Here is a 24,964-nt window from a genome sequence, read left to right on the forward strand (position 1 = left end):
TGCGGTATTGAACTAATTGCTTTCTAAAGTAGATTGCGTCGTTTCACTACAAAAAACAATTAAACAATAAGGAGAACGGGGATGAAAAGATATTTTATTTTAACATTTATATTCTTAGTCTCGCTTCTATCAATATCACACGCAGAGGACCTAAACAAAATAAAGGAAAAACTGAAAGTCACAAAACAAGACTTAAGTTTTACTCCATTTAAACTTTACAACTTTAATGATGTTATTGAAATAGTAAATCCATTCTGCCATTGGGGAAACAGTGTGCACTTATCGTTTAAGAGCGGTCCATATGCAGGAGCTTATGCTGGTGTTTTAAGAATCTATTATTGTGAAACCCCAGAAAATGCTAAAAAATTTTTTAATCAATTTACCGCAAAGTTTAAAGCCTTAAAAAACCGCACCGTGATTAAAAAAGGCAAAAAAATTTCAACAAGGTATATCTATAAATTCAAAAAAATCTCCAAAGACGGCTTTTTCTATCTTGAGAAGCTAATGATAGAGCAGGATTTCTACACATCAAGTAAACTTGCTACGGAATACAGACGGGAAAGTATTTCATACTTCAAAATTACCGGCAGCTATTTTTTTATGATCTCACTTTCAAAGCCGAATAAAGACAAGGGTTTCGTAAAAACTGCAGGAAATCAGCTCTATAATGTTATCCTAAAGAAATTGAGCGGTGAAAGCAAAAGCAGGAATCCTGAGGAAAACAGTGATGACTTTGAAGTTATAGTTTCTGCTGAATCTGATGGTTTTAAACCCAGCGTCTTAGAGTATGATATAAAATACGGTATTTCAAAAAAAGGCCTGAACCCATCGTCTTTGAAAGAGGTAGCTTTAACAGGTAATATCTTAAGCTCTAAGGAATTAAGCCCAATCCCAGGGGCAAATATCACAATAAAATTCAGAGGAAAAAGATACTCAGTTAAAAGCAATAATGAGGGAATCTATAGAAAAATACTTAAAATTAATTCTAAAGGCACCAGAACCGCAACAATAAATTTAGACTTATACCTAACAGAAAAAGCTAAAAAAGTGGCAATCAAAGTTTCAACAAGTAAATTTGTTGCAAACGGGAGATACCAAAAACTTAAAATAAGAGTAATACAAGAAAATGGCAAACCCGCAGCCAATAAGGTATACTTTTTAAACTACAGTGATTTTACTCACAATAACAAAAAAATACATTACATAACGCATCCAATTCTTTCAAAGACATTCAAAACAAACAAAAATGGTTTTGCAACTATAATTATACCTACACCAAAGGTTATAAAAAGCAAACTAAACAATATCTCAGATTCAAAGAAATACTTCCCAATAACAGCTACTATGACTGTATCAAAAAGAGAGAAGTTAGGTACATTTGATATATATTTTGATAGCCCATTTCCTGAAATTGTAAAATTTCTCTTGCCCGGAGGGATGGATGCAGAGCACTGGCAAATCATTCCATCAAAAATCTTCATAAAAGACTTAGATAGCAATACATTCAACATAAAACTCATGGGTTATGGCAGGTTCAAAACGAAAGGTGGCAAAATCTATAAAACCGTTTTCCATCAATACAGATATAAAGGCAATGAATTTGAGTTCTATTTTGCATCTGATAAACTTGGTCTGGATCTAAACAAACAACCACAAGTATGGAAAGATTTTGTCGATACGAATCTTAGAGTATTAATGAGCACTTTATTAACCTTGAATGAGGGTACATCGTTTGAGGAAATGAGAAAAATTAAAAAGGGGTGGCTATCAACTGTTTTAACAGATAAGGTAAGTTTTGAGAGAGTGTATGGAGGTTCTAAACTTGCCTTTGGTGCAAGAGAATACAAAAATTCGGCTCAAGCATTTTTGAACAGTAAAAATAAAGATCGCGTATCAAGAACAGATATGGTTGTCGGTGGAGCTTTTATTGCAAATGACTTAGTGGCGCTCATAAGAAATAGCTCAAGTAAGCTTAAGCACAATCTACAGATGGAACTAATGAAAGCCATTTATGAGAATGCAAAAACAACTTACAATATTTATAAAAAATACAGAAAAATAGCAGATAGTTACAAGGACTTGTTTAAAATAAACATCTTTGTCAAGGTAACTGATATGGATGGATACTCAACAATCACAACAAAGCCAATCTTTGTTAAAGCGTGGCAAAGCATTGAGTAAGAGAAGGGATAATACTGTTATGCGGTTATTCTATCTAAGAACTATATTTAGGTTCATGGTTTTTATTGTAATTTTACCTGCAATGGCAAAGGCATACTGTAGTTTACCTCAGATAAAAAATATCTTTCCAACAACAAAAGAGGTCGGGGATGTGATAGAACAAGCAAGGTACGATTCTGGCCCATACAATAGTAAAGACGGATCAATCACATACTCAAGAACCTGGCGGGGAGGGCCAGGTGGATATAGAGATTTAACGATACGCCTTTATATATATCCAAAGCCAAATCTTGCACGACTCAAGGTAGAAAAATACTGTAAATCATTGGGTTCTCGAAAGATAACTCTACCATATGCAGATATTGGTTGCACAGCAAAGCGTAGGTATAACTTTAGAAGGTACTATATGCTTGCGGAGAAATGCGCCGTAATTGTACTGTGGACTGACTACCCAGATCGTAGGCTTGTAGATCCGCAAGATTATCTGTTAAAACCCATGGTGGAAAGAATTAAAAAGCTAAATTGTCTGTGCTCTACCTCGCAACAAAATACATCTGCAAACCGCACAGCAACATACAAAGTAAGTGCAAGCAAAAAGGGATTTTTAAATGATTGGGATAAAAGGGAGATAAACATAGATACAACAAAACGGCTAATAGTTTGGGGCACTGTGTACGATAACAAGGGCAAGGAGTTACCATCAGCTATTGTAACATTTAAAATTTTGGGTAAAACATTCACAAAAAAGAGCGACTCTAACGGTTATTTTGAATTTGACTTAACCATCAACCCCAAAGGAAATAAAACATTAAAGTTTAACGAAGATTTGCATCTAAAGAAGCCACTTCCACATCTTACAGCTCAGGTTTTATCCAAAACACTTGCTGCAGATGGTAGAATACAAAATGTAAAGGTTAGACTTACAAGCGATAAAGGCGTTGTGAGAAATAAAAAACTCTACATATCAACCGATAACATGCCACTGCTACACAACGGCAGAATAGTAAATTACGCCAAGTTCTCATACGACTCAAAATACATCACAACGGATTCTAACGGCGTGGCAACATTCAAAGTTAAATCACCAAAGTTAGATGTAAACCTTGTTAATCGTTCAAACGATAAAGCGCTATTTCCTATAATCTCAAGATATACCGTTTACTCACTTGAAAATGGCAAAAAGGAAAAGGTTGGATTTATAAAGCTCTCATTTTTATCTCCAAAGCCACACATAACAAAGGTATTGCTTCCCGGTGGTGTAGAAGAACAACTATGGCAAAGTATGCCTTCAAGAGTGTTTATTGAAGACATTGATAGCAACCACTTTAGCATACTGATTCGTGGCTGGGGACGCTTCAAGAGCAAGGGTAGCAGTATTAGATATAACACACTCATACGTCAATTTGACGGCAAAGAGTTCGATTTCTATTTTAGTCCCAGAAAGATAGGTTTCGATCTAAACGATCAACCGCAACTGTGGAAAGACCTTTTGACTACAAACCTAAATGTCTTGGGTAGCATATTCATACCATTGGCTCAGAATGGCAAGCTGCCACTAAAATACCCTGCAAGCGATGAGTTTAAGTCTCTCATAGACTCATACGTAATCCAGTTTGGCACAAAGGACTATGTGAATCTAATAAAACAAGCGCATAACAGCCCATCTCTCACAAATATAACAGACGGTGCAGTAGGTGGCGCTCTATTAGGCGATGCTATAAATAACCTGTTAAGCGGCAAAAACATCCCTCTTGGTCAAACAATGCAATTGGAGGTGTTGAAGGCCGTATATGCCAATTTGACAACGATATACAAAGCTTACGCCAAATATGGAAAGATAGCACGTGCATATCAGGATATAGATTTCTTGCCCATAATTGTAATCATAACAGACAGTGATGGCTATAAAGATAGATATCTACGTTATATTTCTGTAAAAATTTGGAAGGAAGGAGAGTAGAGATGAAAAAAATGTTTATTGTTTTTTTATTGGTTTTGCTCATACCAATCAGAGCTTACACTGACGTAATAAGTAACTACTTCAACTTTGTTCAGAATAAAAATCTGTCAGGAATAAAACAATTACTTTACAACCCAACGCCAGATCGGTTGAAGGTTTACAAAGTGGTATTTGCAGCAGTTAACCAAAGGGTCAACAGTGTAAGAATCAAAAAAACACAAGTATTTGGAGATAAAGCAATAGTAACGGTGCATGCAAACGTAACGATCTACAATAGATTCAACAAGCGGAGTTTTAACGAGGATAATGACTTGGTCTTCCTGCTCCAAAAACAGTCTAACAAATGGAAAATAGCGAAAGTAATGCCGCTTGCAGACTTTATACTCAAAAAGAAACTATTAATCGTAAAAAATGCTTTGGATAAGATGTCTAATACAAATAAAAATCAAGGAAACAAACAATCAGTAATTTACAACACGGCAGAAGGAGGTGAGAACTTCCTAAACAACAATAAAAATAATAATCCATACAAACCAAATAACAACTACACCTATTTAGGCTGCTTCAAAGACCAGGGCGACCCGTTTGGTCTAAGGGGCAGGGATTTGGCTGCATTTGGATTCAGAAGCGATAGAATGACACCTAACCTGTGCATGAGGGAGTGTGCAAGAAGAGGCTATAGGTATGCAGGTGTGCAATACAGCGGCTATTGTTTCTGTGGCAATAGGTACGCAAGATTTGGACGGGCTACAAACTGTAATATGAGATGCACAGGCGACAGTAATAAAATCTGTGGCGGAAGCTGGGCAAATGATGTTTACGATGTGTCAGGCCCGAATGTCCCAAGGCTTTATTATAGTAGTGGAGTTGAGCCAAATACCGATAGACCTGGATCTGACTATAAAAACTTCAATCTCCCCTATCCGGACTATAGGCTCTGTCAAAACGCTTGCAATAAAGACCCACAGTGTAAGGCATGGACGTATGTAAAACCATACACAATCCAAGGGGCTTATGCCAGATGCTGGCTTAAAAACGCCATACCAAATCCAGTCAAAAGAAATTGTTGTATATCTGGCATAAAACACAACACTGCAGAGACTACAAAAACATTTAAATATCCAAAGATAAACGGATATAGGCTTGATTGGTGTAGATTATGGGCTCAAGATTGCGGCAAAGGTGCTGCAGATGAATTCTGTAAGAAAATGGGGTTTAAAAGGGCAATATCATTTGAAGAAGACTACGACATTGGTGCAAAATCCCCTACATATGTGATTGACGACGGTAAAATTTGCAATCAGGGTTTTTGCGATGGGTTTAGATATATAACATGTGCCGGGAAAAACCAGACTGCAAAGACAACTATAAAAAATAAAGCAAACACTCAAAATAGAGCTACAACATCAATAAATTGCAAAGATGCTTATAGAGAATTTGTAAAATCTTATAATAGGGTTGTTGGGCTAATGAGCGCAGGTAAATCCAATACGCCTGAGGCCAAAAGTGCATATGCTGAATATAAAATAGCCCGAGAGAAATACTATTCATGTAAAAATAAAAAAAACAACCAGACTCCACACTATAGCATAGACAAATGTGCTGTATATCAGGATAAACAGGATTATATATCAATGCGCTACCCAGAATACCTGAGTGCCAAAAAGCACTATGTAAACCTAACATGCTCGGTTTATATGTTGCCAAAGGGTAGCAGAATTAAAGCAGAATGGTACTATGTTACACCAAACCAGGATTACCTAATAGGACAAAAAACCGTTACAGTTAATAGAACCTCACCAAAAGATAAATATGTTAATTTTAGAATTGAAAACAACAAAGAATGGCCGGCTGGTTTGTATAGAGTGAGAATAATGCTAAATGGCAAAGAGATTGATGTAATTTCATTCAAAGTTAGATAAACTTACATTCGGGGGCAAGAACAATCTCACCTTGAGCAAGACAACATGCCCCTTTTGCCAATCAACCCTTACCAAAGCCAAATAATTTTTTAATCTTCTTTATAAACTCTCCAGCCTTCAGGAGTTCTTCAAGCTCTAACTCCACAGCCCTCTTTGATACTGCGCCCATCTCCTTACCCACAACCTCTTTACCATTCATAAAATAGGTCAAGGGCGTTGACATTATGTTATACTTTGTGGCAATCTCAGGATTCGAGGAGATATTCAAAACATAAAATTCTATCCCCTTGTCTAAGTAATCCTTCTCAATCTGTTTCATCAACTTCTCCATCTGTCTGCAATACGGGCAGTGGTTGCTAACAAACATCAACACATATTTTCCCTTTGTTTCTGGCAATTCCTTTATGCTTTTCATAAAAAACCTCCCAAAAATCAATTCCGCCACTATTAGCAATACCAAATTTATAGTAAATTTTACAGGATAATCTCTACATGCCTAAATAAGCCTTCTTTATAAGCGGGTCGTTTAGAATACCGTCTCTGTCTGTCTCCTTTAAAATCTTTCCTAACTCCAGTATGTAAATTCTATCTGCAACCTCAGAGGCTTTATGGGCATTCTGCTCAGAAAGCAGTATGGTCAGCCCTTCTTTGTGTAATCTATCTATAACATCAAAAACAACATCCACAAGCTTGGGCATCAAGCCTAAAGAAACCTCATCTACCATAAGTAATTTAGGTTCTCCCATCAGGGCTCTTGCCATTGCAAGCATCTGCCTTTCACCGCCAGAAAGGGTTCCTGCAGCCTGATTAAGCCTCTCTTTGAGCCTTGGAAATATACCATAAACCCGTTCAAGCCTGCGTTTTATAGTGGTTTTATCCTTCTCTTTATAAGCTCCCAACAAAAGATTACCATAAACGCTAATTGAAGGGAAAACCCGTGCACCTTCTGGAACAAAGGATATGCCCATCTTTGCTATTGTATGTGTGGCAAGACCATCTATTTTTTTATCCAAGAACAAAATTTCACCCTTTTGTCTTTTTACAAAACCCATAATAGATTTAAGAAGCGTGCTTTTGCCTGCTCCGTTTGCCCCAACTATAGCCACGCACTCGCCCTTTTTAACCTCAATAGAAACGCCGTTTATAGCCTTTATCTTGCCATAACTTACATAAAGGTCTCTTATTCTAAGAATACTTCCTTCCAAGGTATGCCTCTATCACCTCTTTATTATTTACAACATCAACAGGAGAACCCTCTGCAATCTTCTTGCCATGATTTATAACCATAACCCTTTTACACAACTCCATAACTATAGGCATATTGTGTTCTATTACAATAATGCTTAAACCTTCTTGATTCAGTTCTAAAACTAAACCCTTTAGCTCATCTATCTCAGAAAAACTCAACCCTGAAAACGACTCATCAAGCAGAATAATAGACGGATTTAAAGCAAGAGCCCTTGCTATCTCAAGCCTCCTTTGAAAACCCAATGGAAGCTGAGAGGCAGGCCTGTCTCTAAACTCATATAAGCCCGTTTTTTTAAGGATAGCATCGATCCTTTTTAAAATGTTTTTATTATGCCATTTTCTGAACACAACCAATACATTACTGTAAAACTCAACACCGCAGGCCACGGCCACATTCTCAAGCACCGTCAAGCTCCTAAAAGGTCTTACAACCTGAAAAGTCCTTCCGATGCCAAGCCTTGCGAGTTTGTGCGGTTTAAATGAGGTAATATCGTTTCCTTTGAAGAATATCTTGCCCCTGGACGGTTTCAAAACACCGCTAATTATATTAAAAAGCGTGGTTTTGCCGGCTCCATTAGGCCCAACTATGCCAAATATCTCACCTTCTTTTGTGGAAAAATCTATGCCGTCTAAGGCCTTTAGACCACCGAATTGCTTGGTTATGCCTACACCTTTGAGAATCTCTTTAGAATTCCCCATACAAGCCCTCTCTTACCAAAAAATCCATCTGGCTGAAATCTCATCATAAACACAAGCAACAAACCATAAAGCAGCATTCTGTAATCATGAATAAATCTAAAAATCTCAGGTAATATAACCAGCAAAACCGAACCAAATATAGGCCCTATTATTGTGGCTTCACCGCCAACCATAACCATAGCAAGTATTGTTACAGAAACAGGGAAGGAAAAATCAGCAGCGGATATAAAACTCATAAAACTTGCATACAAAACACCGCTAATGCCAGCTATAGCAGAACCGATGGCAAAGGATAAAAGCTTAAACCTAACTGGTGATACAGAATTTACGCTTGCTGCAAGCTCATCATCCTTGATGGCAAAGCTTGCAAGCCCAGCCCAGGAGCGCTTAAACATATAACTTGCAACTATTGTAATGGCCACAAACCCATACACCATCAACATAAAAGCCGTGTTTGATATCATTTCACCCTTAAATGTGGGAAACGGAATCCCACCTATACCCATAGCACCGCCGAAATAGTCGGAGCTATTGAATATACCCTGAACTATAAAGTTTATGCCTATTGTTGTAATAGCAAGGAAATCTTCACTAACCCTTAGACTGGGAAGACCCAAAAATATGCCAACAAGTGTCGTTATAATAACGGCAAGGACAGAGCTTTCAATAAAGCCAAGCCCGTATTTGGTTGTCAATATGGCAAAGCTATATGCCCCAATCGCCCAAAAGGCCGCATGACCCAACGATATCTGCCCTGCGTAACCCACGATTATATTTAAACTCAAGGCAAGTATCATGTATATGCCGACTGTTATAGCAAGCGTCACCAAATAACCGCTCATCTTTTAAAAATCCCCATTATTCCAGAAGGTTTTATAAGAAGCATAACCACCATGAAGATAAAAGCCAAAGAATCCCTCGGCAGAGGAACATTAAAAACACCGATAGCTATGGTCTCCAACAAACCTATAACGATAGCGGCAAAAAATGCACCCCAAATATTGTTCATTCCACCTACAACGATAATGGCAAGCGACTTATAGGCTGGCACATCACCCATGGAGGGATAAACAGAGTTAAAATAAGCACCGACAAGCAGTCCCGCAAGACCAGCAAAGGCAGAGGAAAAGGCAAAGGCAAGCATAATCATCCATCTTGAATCTATGGAAACACCCTCTGCCATCTCAATATCCTCAGAAACGGCTTTTAAAGCCAAGCCGAAGCGGGTCTTTTGGGTGATAAACCATATCAACACTATGCTTATCATACCAACCAACAAAACTACCACCTGTGAACTGCTCAAGATCAAGCTGCCCAGGTGGTATTCACCGGAAAACATAGCAGAAGGGAAGGATTTTATATAAGGCCCAAAAACCAACCTAATCCCCTCCTCTATACTGATAAACACGCCTATGCTTGCTATCAAAGAAATTATGGGAGAGTTGTTAAGCAAAGGCATATAAACAAGCTCTTCTATCAAAACGCCAACAACCGCCGATGCTATCATAGAGGCCAAAGCGGCAAGAACGAAACTGTGGCTAAACATAAACACATAAAGACCGGTATAGGCACCAACCACATACACACCAGCGTGCGCCACATGTATAATGCGCAATATTCCATAAACAAGGGCAAGCCCCATGGCTATCAAAGCATACACGCCACCTATGGTAAGCCCGTTAACAACCTGCTGAAAAAACACGCTCTCCCCTCTTATACACAGCATAAATCGGATTCACGCCTGCATGATACGGTATAAAAAGATAGCTGTTCTCCTTCAACAACACAAAATCGGCCTGTTTACCCACCTCAAGTGATCCAACCAACTTTTCCCTTCCAAGCACATAAGCGCTGTTTAGCGTTGATGCAACGATAGCCTCCCTCGGTGTAAGTCCCATATTAAGCACAGCCAGTGTAATGGCAAAAGGCATGGATTCTGAATATGAGCTGCCGGGGTTGAAGTCTGTGGCTAAAGCCACGCCGACTCCGCTATCAACAAGCCTCCTTCCATCGGCAAACTCCTCCTTTAAACTAAACGCCGTTATAGGCAGAAGCGTTGCCATCGTGCCCGATTGTTTTAAAGCCTCTATGCCGCTTTCTTTTATCTTCAGCAGGTGGTCGCACGAGGAGAGTTTTGTCTTTAAGGCAAGCTCGCTGCATCCAATAGATGCTATCTCATCTGCATGAATCTTGGCCTTGAGTGAATGTTTTAAGCCTGCCTCAATTATACGCAAGGTCTCCTCAGGCGTATAAACACCCTCTTCGCAGAAAACATCAACAAACTCAGCCAATTTATGTTCTGCAATATAGGGTATCATCCTTTCAACCACAAGCTTAACATACTCCTCTTTTTTATCCTTAAACTCCTCAGGTATCGCATGGGCTCCGATGAATGTTGCAGCTATATCCATTGGAGTCTCTTTTTTTGTTAAGGCTATAGCCGTGAGCATCTTTATCTCGTTTTCAAAATCCAGACCATAGCCGCTTTTTACCTCAAGTGTTGTTGTTCCATACTCAAAGAATGTTTTAATTCTCTTTTTTAGCTCATCTCTAAGCTGCTCAATCGTTGCAGACCTAAGCCTTTTTACGCTGTTTAGAATTCCACCGCCGGCGTTTAATATCTCCATATAGCTTTTGCCTGCAAGCCTCATGTCAAACTCTTTTTCCCTTGTTCCAACAAACAAAGCATGTGTATGGGGATCAACAAAACCGGGCAAGACCGCTCTGAAGTTTGCATCAACTATGTTTTTTGTATCCCTGTGCTTTTTAAACAAATCATCCGTCTTGCCTATATCGACAATAACCCCGTCTTTAACGGCTATAGCACCATCTTCGATAGAGGCAAGCTCATCCATCCTTTTTAGCGTTTTTGGCTTGCCATCATCTATAGGAGTAAAGATATTGCCCCTTATAAGCAGAAGGTCAACCATTTTTATTTTTTCAACCTCTCTTTTACTACATCGTTTATAAGCTTATCATCGGCCTCTTGAGGCAATGTTATAGCACCGTTTTTGGTTGCATTCCATTCGGTTGATACCTCAATAGCATGCGGGTTTCTTGCCCAGGCTCTCCTTGATACACCGACCATAACATCCCAATCCAAAGCCCTTTCGATTATCCTATCCACACGCTCAGAGCCATCCAGAACAAGACCAAAACCACCGTTTATAGCCTTGCCTATACCAACACCGCCTCCGTTTGAAAGCACAACCATGCTCATACCCCTTGCAGCGTTGCCTGCAAAACAGTGAACCGCCATATCAGCCATGATGTTGCTGCCGTCTTTGATGTTTGCCGTTTCCCTAAACGGTGAATCGGTGCCACCGGTGTCGTGGTGATCCCTGCCAAGCATTACAGGACCTATCTCACCCTTCCTTATCATCTCATTGAACTTAAGCGCTATCTTTACACGCGTTGATGCATCGGCATACAGAATTCTTGCTTCAGTTCCCACAACCAACCTGTTTTGCTCTGCATTTACAATCCAGTGGTGGTTATCCCTATCCTGCATTCTCCTTGTGGGGTCGATAATTTCTGCTGCAGCTTTATCGGTTTTTATTAAATCCTCATGTTTATGGGATAAACAAACCCACCTAAAAGGACCATAACCATAATCGAAGTAAAGCGGCCCCATAATGTCTTCAACATAGGATGGGAAGATAAAGCCCTCATCGGTCGTCTCACCGTTTTTGGCCACCTCTTTCACACCTGCATCGTAAACAGCTTTTAAGAAGCTATTGCCGTAATCCCAGAAGTATCCTCCCCTTGCATGGAGAACCTTTATTAGTTCAAAGTGCTTCCTTAAGGACTTGTTCACATATTCGACAAATAAAGCGTGGTTTTCCTTGATCATCCTGCGTGCTTCATCTAAGGTCAAACCCTGAGGAATATATCCACCATCGTATGGCACATGGCATGAGGTCTGATCGCTTATAAGTTCTGGCTTTATGTTATTCTCAACCATATACTCAAGCAGATCAACAACATTGCCGTGATATGCGATTGAGATGGGCTTTTTGTCCTCCAAATACTCACCTGCTATATCGAACGCTTCTTTTAAGCTATCTGTAACCCTGCTCACCCAGCCCTGGCTCTTTCTCGTCTCTATTCTTGAATAGTCAACCTCAGCTATGATTCCAACACCGCCTGCGATCTCTATCGCTTTAGCCTGAGCACCGCTCATGCCACCAAGACCTGAGCTCACAAACAGATGCCCCCTTAAGTCCTGATCCCACGGAACACCCAAAAATAGCCTTGCAGCATTGAGAATTGTTATGTATGTGCCATGAACTATGCCCTGAGGTCCAATATACATCCAGCCGCCAGCTGTCATCTGGCCATAGTTTGCAACGCCAAGCTGTGCGGCTATATGCCAATCGTCGGGATTATCAAACATACCCACCATCATGGAGTTTGTGTTTATTACCCTTGGAGCCTCTTTATGAGACGGGAAAAGACCCAACGGATGACCGCTCATAACAACAAGCGTCTGGTCATCCCTCATAACCTCAAGGTATTTCTTAACCAACCTATATTGCATCCAATTCTGGAATACCTGACCAGTCTCACCATAAGTTACAAGCTCATAGGGATACAGCGCGATATCAAAATCCAAATTATTGTCTATCATAACCTGAAAAGCCCTGCCTTCCAGTGTATTGCCTTCGTATTGATCAATGGGTTTTCCCCAAATCCTGCCGTAAGGCCTGTATCTGTATCCGTAAATTCTCCCTCTTGTTATTAGCTCCTCCAAAAACTCAGGTGCTATCTTATCGTGCAAATGCTTAGGTATATACCTTAATGCGTTCTTTAAAGCCAATTTTGTCTGATATTCATTTAGATTAAAAAACCTTGCAGGTGCCCTTCTTATACCTTCAACAAACTGCGGGTATTCCGGTAGCTCATCAGGCAGCGAAACCCTGAAAATCTCCATAACATCCTCCTCTTTTATTTAAAGAGGGGGGCAAGCCCCTCTTTAAGGTGTTATTATGTTCTTTTTATCGACAACACCAAAATAGATAAACTTACCATCTTCAACCTTCTGTAAAACAACAGGTTTTATGACCTCACCCTTTTTTGTAAAGCCGTGTATTTTACCTGTTACGCCGTTGAAGTTTTTAATTGAAGCAAGGGCTTTTCTAATTCTGGCTGGGTTTGTGCTATTAGCCTTCTTTATAGCCTCAGCCAACACATAAACAGCATCAAAGCTTGATGCACCAACCATATCCGGTTCCATCTTAAACTGCTTCCTGTATTGGCTTATAAACCATTTTACTATGGGTCTTTTTGAATCCCTATTTAAGTCTGTTGTGATTATTGTCCCATTTGCCGCATTCCCTGCAATCTTTAAGAACATCGGTGAGTCAAACCCTTCCTGTCCAAACAATTGGGCTTTAATACCCAGCTGTTTTGCCTGTTTAACGGTTAAAGCACCCTCGGAATAATAACCTGTGCAGTATATCAGGTCGGGGTTTAGAGCCTTGATCTTTGTCAGATAGGGTGTCATATCCTTCTCACCCAAAGCAAAGCTTAAGTTTGCAACAACCTCAGCGCCGTTCTTTTTAGCCTCATTGACAAAACCTTCAGACAAAGCCTTGCCGAAATCGTTATCCATCGTCAAAACAGCAATCTTTTTTGCATGCAACATTGTTGTTGCCACATATCCGCCTGCTCTTCCTTCAACCTTGGCCAAAAATCCCACCCTAAATACATAATCACCGGCTTTTGTAATGTCTGGATGGGTGGCATAAGCCACAACAAAGGGAACCCTGAAGCGCTGATAGATAGGTGCTGCTGCCCTTGTTGGAGTGGAGTATGATCCACTAACCACGCCTACGACCCTATCCTGCTGTATAAGCTTTCTTGCTATAGCCACGGCCTGCTGAGAGCTTACACCATCATCATAAACAACCAATTTAACCTTTTTACCCAGGATGCCTCCGGTTGAGTTAATCTTCTCAACTGCAAGCATAGCCCCATGTTTGGCTGATGCCCCATCAGCTGCAGCAAATCCTGTTAAGGGTGCAAAAAAACCTATCTTTATAACACCTCCTGCAAAAGAAACAGCAGATGTTAAAAATACCAAAACAATCCCCAAAACAAACCTCTTCAGCCTCATGGCCACCTCCTAAACCTTAAAAAAATCGTTAGAAACAATCCCATCCACCAATCTAAATACTATGTAGGCCGCAAGCTTTGATGTTGCATTATCCCTATCCAGGGCAGGCGAAACCTCAGCTATATCGAAGCTAACTATCTTGCCGCTTTTTAACACCACATAGAACAAAGACAAGAACTCATCAATAGATAAACCAAAAGGCGTTGGTGCACTAACACCCGGTGCTACACTCTGGGCAAAAACATCGCTGCATATAGTCAGATGAATATGCCTTTTATCCTTTAAAAAATCGCTCAATAGCTTGATGGCTGCTTTTGTGTTAAACCTTATCATGTCTATATCAATCCAGCTAACCCCAAGCTCTTTTGCCCTCTCAAAAAGCTCCAATGTGTTTGCAGCCCTCTGTATACCCACACAAAGATAGTCAAACCTAAACCCATCCTTGCTATAAACCCTTTCAATCTGCCTAAATGGTGTTCCACTTGTCGAGACCTCTTCTTCCCTTAAATCAAAATGGGCATCGAAGTTCACAACGGCCACGGGCTCCTCCAAACCCTTATACGCACCCTTAATACTGCCGAAGGCAACCTCATGGCCACCCCCCAGAACTATCGGAAACAGCCCCCTATTTATTATTTCTGCTACAACAGATGAAAGCTTCTCTTGACCCTCTTCTAAATCATCAATCACCTCAATATCGCCGACATCATACAGGGTAATATCATCAAAATGCCAGGCAAGAGAAGATAGCTGACGCCTTATTGCGGTTGGCCCTTCTTTTGCCCCAACCCTGCCCTTGTTCCTCTTTATGCCCTCATCACTTGCAAAGCCAACAATGCAAAAGCCATTCTTCTTTTCTATTTGATCTATATCCACAACCCTTACAATCTGATGCCACCTTAGTTGATCTTTTTTATCTCCGTCAACTCTTCCAGACCAAACAGACATAGCTCACCTCAATAAACAGAAAACTTTTCCTTAAATGAATTATCCACCTTAAGGCTGTTATTCACCTGTTCTATAAAAGCACCATCCTCTATGAGCCTGTGCACCTTATTTATGTCCTCAGAGAAAATCCTGTCCTCTTCAGCAAAGCTAACCCTTTCCCTTACAACATCGTGCACATACTCAACAAGCGGAGTTGATCTTAAAGGTCTTCTAAACTCAAGCGCCTGAGCAGAAAGCAATAGCTCAACGGCCAATATATAGCTCAAATTATCCAAAACGGCGTTGAACTTCCTTGCGGCAATTGAGCCCATACTTACATGGTCTTCCTGACCCAATGATGTGGGTATACTGTCTGCACTTGCAGGAAACGATAGGCTTTTATTCTCACTTGCCAATGCAGCAGTTAGGTATTGGCTTATCATAAAGCCCGAATTTATACCAACATCTCTTAGCAGCATCTTTGGCACATCATCATCCCCCGAAAGCAAAAGATAAACCCTTCTGTCTGATATATTACCTAACTCACTTGCAGCCAGAGTGGCATAATCAAGCGGCAAAGCAACAGGCTCACCGTGAAAGTTGCCCCCGCTTATGACGGTATCCTTATCGATAATAACCGGATTGTCGGTAACGGAGTTCAACTCAACATCAAGCGTTCTCTTAAGTTGCAGAAAGGCCTCCCTTGCCGCTCCGTGTACCTGGGGGATACATCTAAAAGAATAGGGGTCTTGAACCTTATTGCAATTTGCATGGGATCTTACAATTTCAGAATCCTCAAGCAAAAGCCTCACTCTATTTGCAACATACCTGCACCCATCATAAGGCCTTAAATCATGCAATCTATAATCAAATGGCTTTATTGATGATTTGGTTGCCTCAATGGAAACAGCTGAGATAATATCGGCAGCATCTAAGTATCTTGCAAACCTATAGGCGCCAAAGGTGGCAAAGGCGGAAATAAACTGCGTACCATTAATGAGTGCAAGTCCCTCCTTGGGATGAAGCCTCAACGGTTTCAATCCATGCTCCTTTAAAACCTCTAAAGCCTGCTTCCTTTCACCTTTATAGAAAACCTCACCAAGGCCAACTAAAGGCAGAAATAGATGAGCAAGGGGCGCTAAATCACCGCTTGCACCAACAGAACCCTTTTCAGGAACCACAGGTATTACATCGTTTTCAATATGCCAGATAATCCGCTCAATGGTATCCAACGAAACACCAGAATAACCCAAAGTCAGCGAATGAACCTTTATAATCATCATAAGCTTTGCAACCATAGGCTCAACAGGCTTGCCTATGCCGCATGCATGACTCTTTAGGAGATTGTACTGCAATCTAGTTGTATCTTCTTTTGAAATAACCGTCCTACAAAGCACACCAAAGCCTGTATTTACACCATAAACCGCCTCATCCCTTTTTAGAATCTCACCTATTGCACTAAAACCCCTTAGAACATTGGACTTGGCCACATCATTTAGCTCACCTTTTATTTTTCCCTCTGCTATGCCAATAGCGGCACCTATTGTAAGCTTATCTATTCCGTATCTAAAAACCTTCATACTTAACCCCTCTCAAAAATGGCCAATCTTTTGTTGACATCAGTTTTTTCTTCTGTAGCAACCTTTCTAAAGCCGTTTTCTGCTAATATCTTTATTATCAAAGGTTTATCTGCATCTAAATAAACCTTGGCTTTCTTCAGGCTAAACTGTCCGATAAAACGCAAAAACAGTTCAGCGGCAATTCTGTTGTCTACATCGTCTTTATCACACACAAAAACAAGGGTTTCAGCCTTTTCCTCCACCCCTAAAACGCAAGCTACAGCCTCCCTATCTTTCAAAGCAAAAAGTAGTTTGCTTTTTTTTAGCGTATCTTTAAAGTCGTTAACAAGGGAGCTTTTAATGCATCCAAAGTTAAACATCCAATTAAAAAACAGTCTTTTCAATTGCAAGTAAAATTCACCCCTATAGTCTGCAACAATACTGTAGTCTATATTACTTAGCTCTTCTAAAACCCTTTGACTTAAGCTTTTTCTTTGACATGAAATTTCAAGCTCATCTAAAGCCTCAAGCAGATATTTGCTATTTTCACCTTCATTTAATACTTCTCTCATCTTAGCCTTTATGAGTTTCCACAAAGGCTTAACCTGCAACAAAAGTTTAAATGCATCCTCTGTAAGCTCCAAAACCTTGATTCTTTTATCACCCTTTTGAGTGCCTACTTTAATTAGTCCTTTATTTTCAAGTATAGATATTGTTTGACTTATAGCGGATTGGGTTAAATCAAGCTCATAAGCCAACTGACTTATAGTAGTTTTACCATGTCTATCCAAAATATAAAAAATGGCAAACCACGACGGCTCAAAGGGTATGTTCTGCGATTTATAAATTACAGAGACCTCGTTTAGAAATCTATCGCTCAGTCTTTTTAACCTGCTGCCCAATATAAGTTCTTTAGCTCGAATGTAAACAGACATACTTAAGTCCTTAATTAAGTTCTTAAATTTTTTACAAAAAAATTAACCACCTGTCAAGCAAAATGGGGAAATCTTGATTTTAGCCTGCCTTTTTTATAGGATTGGAGTATGAAAAAGTTAGCTGTTTTTATCGTGATGTGTCTGACGGTTCTTGCCCTTTCAAGTTGTGGGCATAAAACCAATATAACGCCGCCAGATACCAAAACCCACATAACCTTTTAAGGGGGACATACAATGAACAAAACCATAGCGATAGTAGGCAGCGGGGTTGCAGGTTTAAGGGCGGCTATAGAACTGCTAAATAACGGATACGAAGTATTAGTCTTTTCAAAGGATAAACTAAGCTATTGCAACACTGATAAGGCTCAGGGTGGGATAGCAGTTGTCCTAAATCCACTGGATAGCCTTGATAAACACATTGAGGACACTCTAAAGGCTGGTGCTGGTCTGTGCAGAAAAGAGGCCGTGGAGATTTTAGTCAAAGAAGGGCCAGAAAGAGTCAGAGAATTGATAAATTGGGGCGCTAACTTCGATAGAAACGATAAAGGGGAATTGGACTTTACTAAAGAAGCAGCGCACTCCACAAACAGAATCTTGCATGCTTTGGGTGATGCTACAGGGCATGAAATAGAGCAAACTCTTATTAAAAAACTCAAAACCTTTAGCAGGGTTGAAATATTTGAATATCGTATGCTCTTGCGCATTTTAACAGAAAACAATCAAATCTATGGAGTAGAATTCCTGAATCTAAAAACAGAAGAGTATGAGGTATACAAGATTGATGCTGCAATACTGGCAACCGGAGGATACGCAGCTATATACAAAAACACCACAAATCCACAAATTACAACGGGAGATGGTATAGCTACAACCTTCTTAGCTGGTGCCACCTTAGAAGATATGGAATTTGTCCAATTTCACCCAACAGCACTAAAAAGGTACAACGCCCCCCAGTTCCTTTTGAGTGAATCTATGCGCGGAGAAGGTGCTGTTTTGATAAATGATAGGGGCGAGGAGTTCATGAGAAAATACCATAGACTGGGAGACCTTGCACCCAGGGATGTTGTGGCTCGCTCCATAATATTTGAAATGAAGGAGCGCGGAATCGATAAAGTTTACTTAGATGCAACAAAGATGGGTGCAGATTTTGTAAGAAAACGCTTTCCCACTATATACAACGAGTGCTTAAAGTATGGACTTGATATATCAAAAGAGGCCATTCCTGTCTCACCAGCTGCCCATTACACTATGGGTGGGATAAAGACAGATGTAAAAGCGAGAACGTCAATAAAAGGACTATTTGCAGCAGGCGAGGTAGCCTGCAATGGAGTGCACGGTGCAAACAGGCTTGCAAGTAATTCAATGCTCGAGGGCTTGGTTTTCGGAAAAAGGGCCGCAGAAAGCGCAACAGAATTTCTGAAATCTTATCAGCCCATTAACATAGAAGTTCGAAAACCAAATACCATAAATTGCAACAAACTCGCTCTAAAAAGAAGAATAGAAGACTTAAAGGAAACAATTTGGAATAAATTGGGTGTCGTAAGGCGGATGAAAGAGATGGAAGAAATATTAAACTGCAGCTGGGCACTATTTTTAAAACACAACCTACCATACAATTGTCCGGAGGGTATAACACTGCGCAATATGGCACTTATTGCATCAGCCATAGCTTATGCTGGCATACTAAGAAAGAGTAGCGTTGGCGCTCATTATTGTGTAGATACGCCGCATTCGTACGATAACAAAAGGCACATATCTTTCAATATAAAAGATTTAGAGAAAAACCTATGAACATAATAGATACAATAGGCTCCACGCCTATAGTAGAACTAAAAAGTGGTATTTATGCAAAGCTTGAATTTTTCAATCCCACGGGTTCAATAAAAGACAGAACTGCCTGGGGTATGTTAAAGGATGCTCTTGACAAAAAGATAATAGACAAAGAAAAGGGCATTGTCGAGCCAACAAGTGGTAATACTGGTATATCACTTGCCTTCTTGGGCGCATACCTTGATATACCAACAACCATAATAATGCCTGAAAATATGAGCAAACAGAGAATTAAGATAATGGAAAGCTTTGGTGCTAATGTAATACTGACAAGCGCAAAAGGCGGCATGAAGGAGAGCATTAAAAAAGCTATTGAGTTTGCAAAAGAAGGCTATACATTTCTGGATCAGTTTTCAAATAACGCAAACCCGATGGTTCACTACAATACAACAGCAAAAGAGATTGAAAAACAGATAAAAACGGATATATTGGTATGCGGAATAGGAACAGGCGGCACATTTACAGGAATTACAAAAAGACTTAAGCATTCCAATCCAAATCTAATTGCCGTTGCCGTTGAACCTTTAGGTAGCCCTTTTTTAAGCCAGGGAAAAAGTGGCATGCACAAGATTCAGGGGCTTGGTGCCGGTTTTGCACCCCCTGTTTTGGATATAAACCTTATAGACAGGGTTGTAGCCGTATCAGATAAGGATGCCTTGAGGTATCAGGAAAAATTAATTAAAGAAGAAGGAATCTTTGCTGGCGTATCAAGTGGAGCTGCCTATTGGGCGGCTTTAAAGATAAAAGATGAATACAAAGACAAAACGGTGGTTGTAATCTTTGCAGACTCAGCAGACAGATACATCTAAAATGGAATTTGAAGAAAGACTTGGATACACCTTTAAAAACAAAGAGTTACTAAAAAGAGCTCTAACGCATCGCTCCTATGTAAAAGACAAAGCAAAATCCAACGAAAGATTGGAGTTTTTAGGCGATGCAGTGCTGGAGCTTGTGGTTACAGAATTCCTTATAAACAATTACAAAAATATAGATGAGGGAAAACTATCCAAAATAAGGGCAGCATCCGTTAACACAAAAACACTTTCTAAGCTTGCAAGAAAATTAGAGCTATCAGACCAGATACTCGTGGGAAGAAGTGAGAAAAAAGAAGGTATAACAAACAACGATAGTATTTTAGAGGATGCTTTTGAGGCTATTGTTGGGGCAATATACTTAGATGGAGGCTTAGATAAGGCAAGAAGGTTTGTTGAACACATGCTCAAAGATACCATAATCGCTATAGTAGAAAACGGGATAATATTCGACTACAAAACTCATTTGCAAGAGATAACGCAAAAACAGTTTGGTTGCCTGCCCGAATATGTAATAGTAAAAGAAGATGGTCAAGAACATAACAAAACTTTCTATTGCGATGTTATGATAAAAGGGGTAAAATATGGTTTTGGCATCGGCAAGAGCAAAAAAGACGCAGAAAAAAATGCAGCCAAAGAAGCTGTAAAAAAACTGGAGCAGAATGATGTTTAAGTCTGGATTCGTTGCAATGATAGGAAAACCTAATGTTGGAAAATCAACACTTTTAAATTTGTTGATAGGCGAGAAAATAGCTATAGTATCACCAAAGCCACAGGCAACAAGAAAATCGGTCAGGGGAATTTTAAATGGTAAGGACTACCAGATTATATTTATAGACACACCCGGGGTTCATGAATCTGAGAAAAAATTAAATCAAGTCATGAAAAAATACATAGATGAGGCATTAGAGGATTTTGATTTAGCTGTAGTAATAACGGATAACCACGGCGAAATTGATGAGGTGCTTGCCGAATATCTATCCAAAATAAAAGAAAAAAGCAAAAAGGCCATACTCATAGTAAACAAAACAGACCTGATGAACAAAGAGCAAATTGAACAGATAAAGTCAGAATTCACATCAAAAGCCAATTTCGAGAAGATCATAGAAACATCGCTTATCGGCTCACCAGATGCAAAGGAAAAAATCTTAGAGGCAATATTGGAGCTACTACCGGAAGGTCCTAAGTATTACGAGGATGATATAATAAGCACAGAAACCGAACGTTTTATAATAGCAGAGATAATACGAGAAAAGGTAATGAACAACGTCTCAAAAGAGATTCCATACCACATAGCTGTTACCGTTGAGGAAATGAAATATAGGCAGGAAAAGGAGTTATACTATATAAAGGCAAATATCATTGTTGAAAGAAGAGCGCATAAAATGATAATCATTGGAGAAGGCGGAAAGAAAATAAAAGAAATAGGAAAACAAGCAAGACAAGAAATAGAGGCATTCCTAAGAACCAAGGTATACCTTGAGTTGTGGGTAAAGATAAAAGAACATTGGACGAAAAAAGAAGCCCTAATAAAAGAATACATAGACCCGAGGTTTTAGATGGCAAAAGAGCATATCGAAACAAAAATGATCCTCCAAACGGTAAGGAAGTTTATACGAAAGGAAGCATCGGAAAATGTAGCAAAGATCTTGAAAAAATTACACCCGGCTGATATCGCAAAGATAGTTCAAAATTTAGCCCCAGATGAGCGGGCTTTTGCCATAAAAGCCATAGATGACCTGGAGTTAAAAGCTGAAGCTATAGAATACTTAGATGACTATACCATCGCAGCAGAAATATTAGAGCAACTCACACCGCAAAATGCCGCAAGAATTATTCAAAGTATATCCGTAGATAAAGCAGTAGACATTTTAGAGGAATTAAATGAAGAATTTGCCGATGAGGTTTATAAGCATTTAGAAGATAAATTCAAGGAAGAAATACATAGCCTGTCAAGGTATCCAGAAGATACCGCAGGCGGCATCATGAATCCCGATTTCTTTGCCATAGATAAGGATCTAACAGTAAAAGATGCCTTAGAGAAAATCAGAAAGGCAAGCAAGGAAAAGAAGATAATCTATGTTTATGTAATAGACAGGTTTGGTCACCTTATAGGGGTTGTTACTCTAAGATCCTTAATCACAGCCGATGAAAACGAAAAGATAGAAAACATAACAAACACAAACATCATATCGGTTAGAACGGATATGGATCAGGAGGAAGTTGCAAAATTAGTTGAAAAATACGATTTACTATGCGTACCTGTTGTAGACAACAAAAACAGGCTTGTAGGTATTATTACAGTCGATGACATTATCGATGTTATACGCGAGGAAACAACGGAGGATATCTATAAATTAATCGGTACATCTGAAGAAGAATTTGAAGAAACAAGCATTTTAAACATTATAAAATACAGGGCTCCGTGGCTTATCATGAGCTTAATAGGTGAATCTATATCCGGAAGCGTCCTAAAGTTCTTCGATGGAACATTAAAAACAGCTATATCTTTGTCGTTCTTTATGCCTTTAATCATGGCACTTGGTGGAAATACAGGGCAACAGTCACAAACAATAGTAGTCAGAGCTTTAGCACTTGGTAAATTTGACGAAAGCGGTATATGGATAATTATTAAAAGACAGATAAAAACGGCTATATCAATAGGCCTTTTATTTGCCATTTTAGGTTTTGCTATGGCACTTGTGTTCCAGAAAAATTTCTACTTATCCCTTGTAGTAGGCTCATCTTTGTTTATATCTATGTTTTTATCAACAATGATAGGTGCTCTTCTGCCTCTGGGATTGAAAAAGCTCAATGTTGACCCGGCAGTTGCTGCAAGTCCATTCATATCGGCTATGAACGATATAGTGGGTCTTTTAATCTACCTATCTATAGCCACAGCAACTATAAAATACTTTGGGGTTAGCCTATGAAGCTATTTGGAACAGATGGTATAAGGGGAAAAGCCAATACATACCCGATGGTAGGCGATGTGGCCTATAAGTTAGGAAAGGCACTTGTATATGCTTTAGATGGCAAAACAGACAGAAAGAGAAAGATAATAATAGGTAAAGATACAAGGCTTTCCGGATACATGCTTGAGAGTGCTATTACAAGCGGTGTTGTATCCATGGGAGCTGATGCATACCTTGTTGGTCCTATGCCTACTCCAGCCATAGCATTTCTCGTTAGGAGCATGCGTGGTGATGCCGGTGTTGTGATATCTGCAAGCCATAACCCATACGACGATAACGGCATAAAAATATTTTCAAAAGATGGACTAAAGCTGGATGACAAACTTGAGGATTTGATAGAAAAACTGATACTAACCGATAAACTCAATAACATGGGAGCAGTTGGTGATAAAATTGGCAGGGCATACAGGATCAGGGATACATTGGGTAGATACATAGTATTTGCCAAAGACACCCTCCCCTACAGCGTCTCTTTGGATGGGCTAAGGGTCGTTTTAGACTGCGCAAACGGCGCTACCTATAAAGTAGCTCCAATGATATTCGAAGAATTAGGCGCTGAGGTGATAGCAATAAACAATCAACCAAACGGCATAAACATAAACGACAAGTGTGGCTCAACCTATCCAAAGGCTATAGTTGATGCAACTAAGCTCTACAGAGCAGATGTGGGCATTGCCTTTGATGGTGATGGTGACAGGGTTTTAATGGTCGATGACAGATACAACATAGTAGACGGTGATGCTATACTTGCCATACTTGCAAGATATATGAAGAAACGCAATACCTTAAAGGGCGACAAGGTCGTAGGCACTGTAATGACAAATTATGGACTTGAGATGTTTTTAGATAAACTGGGCATATCGCTACAAAGGGTTGATGTAGGCGACAAAAATATTGTTAAAAAGATAATGGATGAAAACTTGAACTTGGGAGGAGAACAATCAGGACATATAGTCCTATGGGACTTTAACACAACTGGAGATGGCATTGTTACAGCTTTGGCCATTCTTTCGATAATGAAACAGGAAAACGCAAGGCTCTCAGAACTTACACAAGATTTCAGAAAAATCCCTCAAAAAACCGTTAACGTATTGGTTAAGGAAAAACCTCAATTGGAAGAGGTAGAAGAAATTCAAAATGCAATAACAAAGGCAAAAGAGAAGCTCTCAAAAAACGGCAGGATTGTGGTTAGATACTCAGGCACTGAACCGCTTTTGAGGATAACTGTTGAATCCTTTGAAGCTGCCTTAGTTGATGAATGCTTAAATCTGGTGTCCAATGCAGCTGTTAAATCGATAGGGGGTAAGCCATGAGAAAGGTAGCATTGATTTTTTTATTTACCATTCTACTTGCAGGTATAAGTCAGGCAAAAACCGTTCAAATGGGGCTTGACTCACCGTATTTTGGAAACTCAAAACATATAGATGTGGCCGATTTTGTTGGCAAAAAACCTCTTGTGCTAATATTTTTTTATCCTGAATGCACACCCTGCGAAAAGAGTGTGCCTGTTTTGAATAACCTATACAAAACCTACAAGGATAAAATTTACATTATAGGAATAAGCTTAAGTAGAGATAGATACGAAATAGGCGATTTTATAAAGGAAAACCATCCGCTTTATCCCATCTATAGAATTTCGGATAAAGGCGACTTAAGGAATGTAGGAGGAATATTGGCAACTCCAACTGTGGTAGTTATAGACAAAAACGGTAAAGTAGCTAAAAAACTTATAGGAAAGCATGGCTGCAGTTATTTGAAAAAAACAATAGACAAAATAATAAAAGAGGGGTGATTTAGG

General features: G+C 39.5%; 22 protein-coding genes. 10 read left to right on the forward strand and 12 right to left on the reverse strand.

What is annotated here, in order from left to right; genetic code table 11:
- Positions 1-81: 81 nt before the first annotated feature.
- The 3 genes from HIPMA_RS08360 to HIPMA_RS09280 are packed head-to-tail and all read left to right on the forward strand — an operon-like array spanning position 82 to position 6,063.
- Positions 82-2,181: a hypothetical protein gene (locus tag HIPMA_RS08360; protein WP_013682591.1), complete on the forward strand. Its 2,100-nt coding sequence runs from the start codon at positions 82-84 to the stop codon at positions 2,179-2,181.
- A complete protein-coding gene (locus HIPMA_RS08365) occupies positions 2,153-4,141 on the forward strand; it encodes a carboxypeptidase-like regulatory domain-containing protein (protein WP_148226573.1) in 1,989 nt (662 codons plus the stop codon). The genes HIPMA_RS08360 and HIPMA_RS08365 overlap by 29 nt, the downstream gene beginning before the upstream one ends.
- A gap of 2 nt (positions 4,142-4,143) precedes the next feature.
- Complete coding sequence (locus HIPMA_RS09280) at positions 4,144-6,063, forward strand: WSC domain-containing protein (RefSeq protein WP_013682593.1); 1,920 nt, start codon at positions 4,144-4,146, stop codon at positions 6,061-6,063.
- 61 nt (positions 6,064-6,124) lie between these two features.
- Here HIPMA_RS09280 and HIPMA_RS08375 read toward each other — a convergent pair whose 3' ends face one another.
- The 12 genes from HIPMA_RS08375 to HIPMA_RS09585 all read right to left on the reverse strand — a co-directional run bounded on the left by HIPMA_RS08375 (position 6,125) and on the right by HIPMA_RS09585 (position 17,761).
- Positions 6,125-6,478, reverse strand: coding sequence for a thioredoxin family protein (locus HIPMA_RS08375; RefSeq protein ID WP_013682594.1), 354 nt, complete (start codon positions 6,476-6,478; stop codon positions 6,125-6,127).
- Positions 6,479-6,551: 73 nt separating this feature from the next.
- On the reverse strand, positions 6,552-7,268 hold the full coding sequence (locus HIPMA_RS08380; RefSeq protein WP_013682595.1) for an ABC transporter ATP-binding protein: 717 nt from the start codon (positions 7,266-7,268) through the stop codon (positions 6,552-6,554).
- Positions 7,249-8,010 (reverse strand): ABC transporter ATP-binding protein, encoded by a 762-nt coding sequence (locus HIPMA_RS08385; RefSeq protein WP_013682596.1) that lies wholly within the window; start codon positions 8,008-8,010, stop codon positions 7,249-7,251. Before HIPMA_RS08385 ends, HIPMA_RS08380 begins: the two co-directional genes overlap by 20 nt.
- Positions 7,977-8,852 carry a branched-chain amino acid ABC transporter permease gene (locus tag HIPMA_RS08390; RefSeq protein WP_013682597.1) on the reverse strand — a complete coding sequence of 292 codons (876 nt, stop codon included), beginning with the start codon at positions 8,850-8,852 and terminating at the stop codon, positions 7,977-7,979. The genes HIPMA_RS08385 and HIPMA_RS08390 overlap by 34 nt, the downstream gene beginning before the upstream one ends.
- A complete protein-coding gene (locus tag HIPMA_RS08395) occupies positions 8,849-9,712 on the reverse strand; it encodes a branched-chain amino acid ABC transporter permease (protein ID WP_013682598.1) in 864 nt (287 codons plus the stop codon). Before HIPMA_RS08395 ends, HIPMA_RS08390 begins: the two co-directional genes overlap by 4 nt.
- Complete coding sequence (gene hutI, locus HIPMA_RS08400; RefSeq protein WP_013682599.1) at positions 9,690-10,940, reverse strand: imidazolonepropionase; 1,251 nt, start codon at positions 10,938-10,940, stop codon at positions 9,690-9,692. Before hutI ends, HIPMA_RS08395 begins: the two co-directional genes overlap by 23 nt.
- Positions 10,941-10,942: 2 nt before the next feature.
- Complete coding sequence (gene hutU / locus HIPMA_RS08405) at positions 10,943-12,943, reverse strand: urocanate hydratase (RefSeq protein WP_013682600.1); 2,001 nt, start codon at positions 12,941-12,943, stop codon at positions 10,943-10,945.
- A 42-nt stretch (positions 12,944-12,985) separates the two neighbouring features.
- Positions 12,986-14,128 (reverse strand): ABC transporter substrate-binding protein, encoded by a 1,143-nt coding sequence (locus HIPMA_RS08410; protein ID WP_013682601.1) that lies wholly within the window; start codon positions 14,126-14,128, stop codon positions 12,986-12,988.
- A 9-nt stretch (positions 14,129-14,137) separates the two neighbouring features.
- On the reverse strand, positions 14,138-15,076 hold the full coding sequence (gene hutG, locus HIPMA_RS08415; RefSeq protein ID WP_013682602.1) for a formimidoylglutamase: 939 nt from the start codon (positions 15,074-15,076) through the stop codon (positions 14,138-14,140).
- Between the two features lie 8 nt (positions 15,077-15,084).
- Entirely contained in the window at positions 15,085-16,635 is a 1,551-nt protein-coding gene (gene hutH, locus HIPMA_RS08420) for a histidine ammonia-lyase (protein WP_013682603.1), read from the reverse strand.
- Positions 16,636-16,637: 2 nt separating this feature from the next.
- Positions 16,638-17,549, reverse strand: a complete 912-nt coding sequence (locus tag HIPMA_RS09285) for a MarR family winged helix-turn-helix transcriptional regulator (RefSeq protein WP_013682604.1) — start codon at positions 17,547-17,549, stop codon at positions 16,638-16,640.
- Positions 17,550-17,602: 53 nt separating this feature from the next.
- Positions 17,603-17,761 (reverse strand): hypothetical protein, encoded by a 159-nt coding sequence (locus HIPMA_RS09585; protein WP_169309476.1) that lies wholly within the window; start codon positions 17,759-17,761, stop codon positions 17,603-17,605.
- Between the two features lie 22 nt (positions 17,762-17,783).
- Here HIPMA_RS09585 and nadB point away from each other — a divergent pair, with 22 nt between their 5' ends.
- Genes nadB through HIPMA_RS08460 form a run of 7 tightly spaced genes read left to right on the forward strand, consistent with a single transcriptional unit; the run spans position 17,784 to position 24,958 of the window.
- A complete protein-coding gene (gene nadB / locus HIPMA_RS08430; RefSeq protein WP_013682605.1) occupies positions 17,784-19,340 on the forward strand; it encodes an L-aspartate oxidase in 1,557 nt (518 codons plus the stop codon).
- Positions 19,337-20,188: a PLP-dependent cysteine synthase family protein gene (locus tag HIPMA_RS08435; protein WP_013682606.1), complete on the forward strand. Its 852-nt coding sequence runs from the start codon at positions 19,337-19,339 to the stop codon at positions 20,186-20,188. The genes nadB and HIPMA_RS08435 overlap by 4 nt, the downstream gene beginning before the upstream one ends.
- Position 20,189: 1 nt before the next feature.
- Positions 20,190-20,864 (forward strand): ribonuclease III, encoded by a 675-nt coding sequence (gene rnc, locus HIPMA_RS08440; protein ID WP_041324066.1) that lies wholly within the window; start codon positions 20,190-20,192, stop codon positions 20,862-20,864.
- A complete protein-coding gene (era, locus tag HIPMA_RS08445) occupies positions 20,854-21,750 on the forward strand; it encodes a GTPase Era (RefSeq protein ID WP_083809785.1) in 897 nt (298 codons plus the stop codon). Before rnc ends, era begins: the two co-directional genes overlap by 11 nt.
- On the forward strand, positions 21,751-23,124 hold the full coding sequence (mgtE, locus tag HIPMA_RS08450; protein WP_013682609.1) for a magnesium transporter: 1,374 nt from the start codon (positions 21,751-21,753) through the stop codon (positions 23,122-23,124). It begins immediately after the preceding gene.
- Positions 23,121-24,479, forward strand: coding sequence for a phosphoglucosamine mutase (gene glmM, locus HIPMA_RS08455; RefSeq protein ID WP_013682610.1), 1,359 nt, complete (start codon positions 23,121-23,123; stop codon positions 24,477-24,479). The genes mgtE and glmM overlap by 4 nt, the downstream gene beginning before the upstream one ends.
- Positions 24,476-24,958, forward strand: a complete 483-nt coding sequence (locus HIPMA_RS08460) for a TlpA family protein disulfide reductase (protein ID WP_013682611.1) — start codon at positions 24,476-24,478, stop codon at positions 24,956-24,958. Before glmM ends, HIPMA_RS08460 begins: the two co-directional genes overlap by 4 nt.
- Positions 24,959-24,964: the final 6 nt, after the last annotated feature.

It is taken from the genome of Hippea maritima DSM 10411, assembly GCF_000194135.1.
Classification (GTDB): domain Bacteria; phylum Campylobacterota_A; class Desulfurellia; order Desulfurellales; family Hippeaceae; genus Hippea; species Hippea maritima.

What these genes read in the sequence shown, in the direction of transcription:
- hutH (WP_013682603.1), bottom strand. Translation starts at nt 16,635, where the DNA reads ATGAAGGTTTTTAGATACGGAATAGATAAGCTTACAATAGGTGCCGCT.
- hutG (WP_013682602.1), bottom strand. Translation starts at nt 15,076, where the DNA reads ATGTCTGTTTGGTCTGGAAGAGTTGACGGAGATAAAAAAGATCAACTA.
- HIPMA_RS08385 (WP_013682596.1), bottom strand. Translation starts at nt 8,010, where the DNA reads ATGGGGAATTCTAAAGAGATTCTCAAAGGTGTAGGCATAACCAAGCAA.
- HIPMA_RS08460 (WP_013682611.1), top strand. Translation starts at nt 24,476, where the DNA reads ATGAGAAAGGTAGCATTGATTTTTTTATTTACCATTCTACTTGCAGGT.
- HIPMA_RS09280 (WP_013682593.1), top strand. Translation starts at nt 4,144, where the DNA reads ATGAAAAAAATGTTTATTGTTTTTTTATTGGTTTTGCTCATACCAATC.
- glmM (WP_013682610.1), top strand. Translation starts at nt 23,121, where the DNA reads ATGAAGCTATTTGGAACAGATGGTATAAGGGGAAAAGCCAATACATAC.
- HIPMA_RS08375 (WP_013682594.1), bottom strand. Translation starts at nt 6,478, where the DNA reads ATGAAAAGCATAAAGGAATTGCCAGAAACAAAGGGAAAATATGTGTTG.
- HIPMA_RS08390 (WP_013682597.1), bottom strand. Translation starts at nt 8,852, where the DNA reads ATGAGCGGTTATTTGGTGACGCTTGCTATAACAGTCGGCATATACATG.
- HIPMA_RS08410 (WP_013682601.1), bottom strand. Translation starts at nt 14,128, where the DNA reads ATGAGGCTGAAGAGGTTTGTTTTGGGGATTGTTTTGGTATTTTTAACA.
- hutU (WP_013682600.1), bottom strand. Translation starts at nt 12,943, where the DNA reads ATGGAGATTTTCAGGGTTTCGCTGCCTGATGAGCTACCGGAATACCCG.
- HIPMA_RS08360 (WP_013682591.1), top strand. Translation starts at nt 82, where the DNA reads ATGAAAAGATATTTTATTTTAACATTTATATTCTTAGTCTCGCTTCTA.
- HIPMA_RS09285 (WP_013682604.1), bottom strand. Translation starts at nt 17,549, where the DNA reads ATGTCTGTTTACATTCGAGCTAAAGAACTTATATTGGGCAGCAGGTTA.
- mgtE (WP_013682609.1), top strand. Translation starts at nt 21,751, where the DNA reads ATGGCAAAAGAGCATATCGAAACAAAAATGATCCTCCAAACGGTAAGG.
- rnc (WP_041324066.1), top strand. Translation starts at nt 20,190, where the DNA reads ATGGAATTTGAAGAAAGACTTGGATACACCTTTAAAAACAAAGAGTTA.
- HIPMA_RS08435 (WP_013682606.1), top strand. Translation starts at nt 19,337, where the DNA reads ATGAACATAATAGATACAATAGGCTCCACGCCTATAGTAGAACTAAAA.
- era (WP_083809785.1), top strand. Translation starts at nt 20,854, where the DNA reads ATGATGTTTAAGTCTGGATTCGTTGCAATGATAGGAAAACCTAATGTT.
- HIPMA_RS09585 (WP_169309476.1), bottom strand. Translation starts at nt 17,761, where the DNA reads ATGTGGGTTTTGGTATCTGGCGGCGTTATATTGGTTTTATGCCCACAA.
- nadB (WP_013682605.1), top strand. Translation starts at nt 17,784, where the DNA reads ATGAACAAAACCATAGCGATAGTAGGCAGCGGGGTTGCAGGTTTAAGG.
- hutI (WP_013682599.1), bottom strand. Translation starts at nt 10,940, where the DNA reads ATGGTTGACCTTCTGCTTATAAGGGGCAATATCTTTACTCCTATAGAT.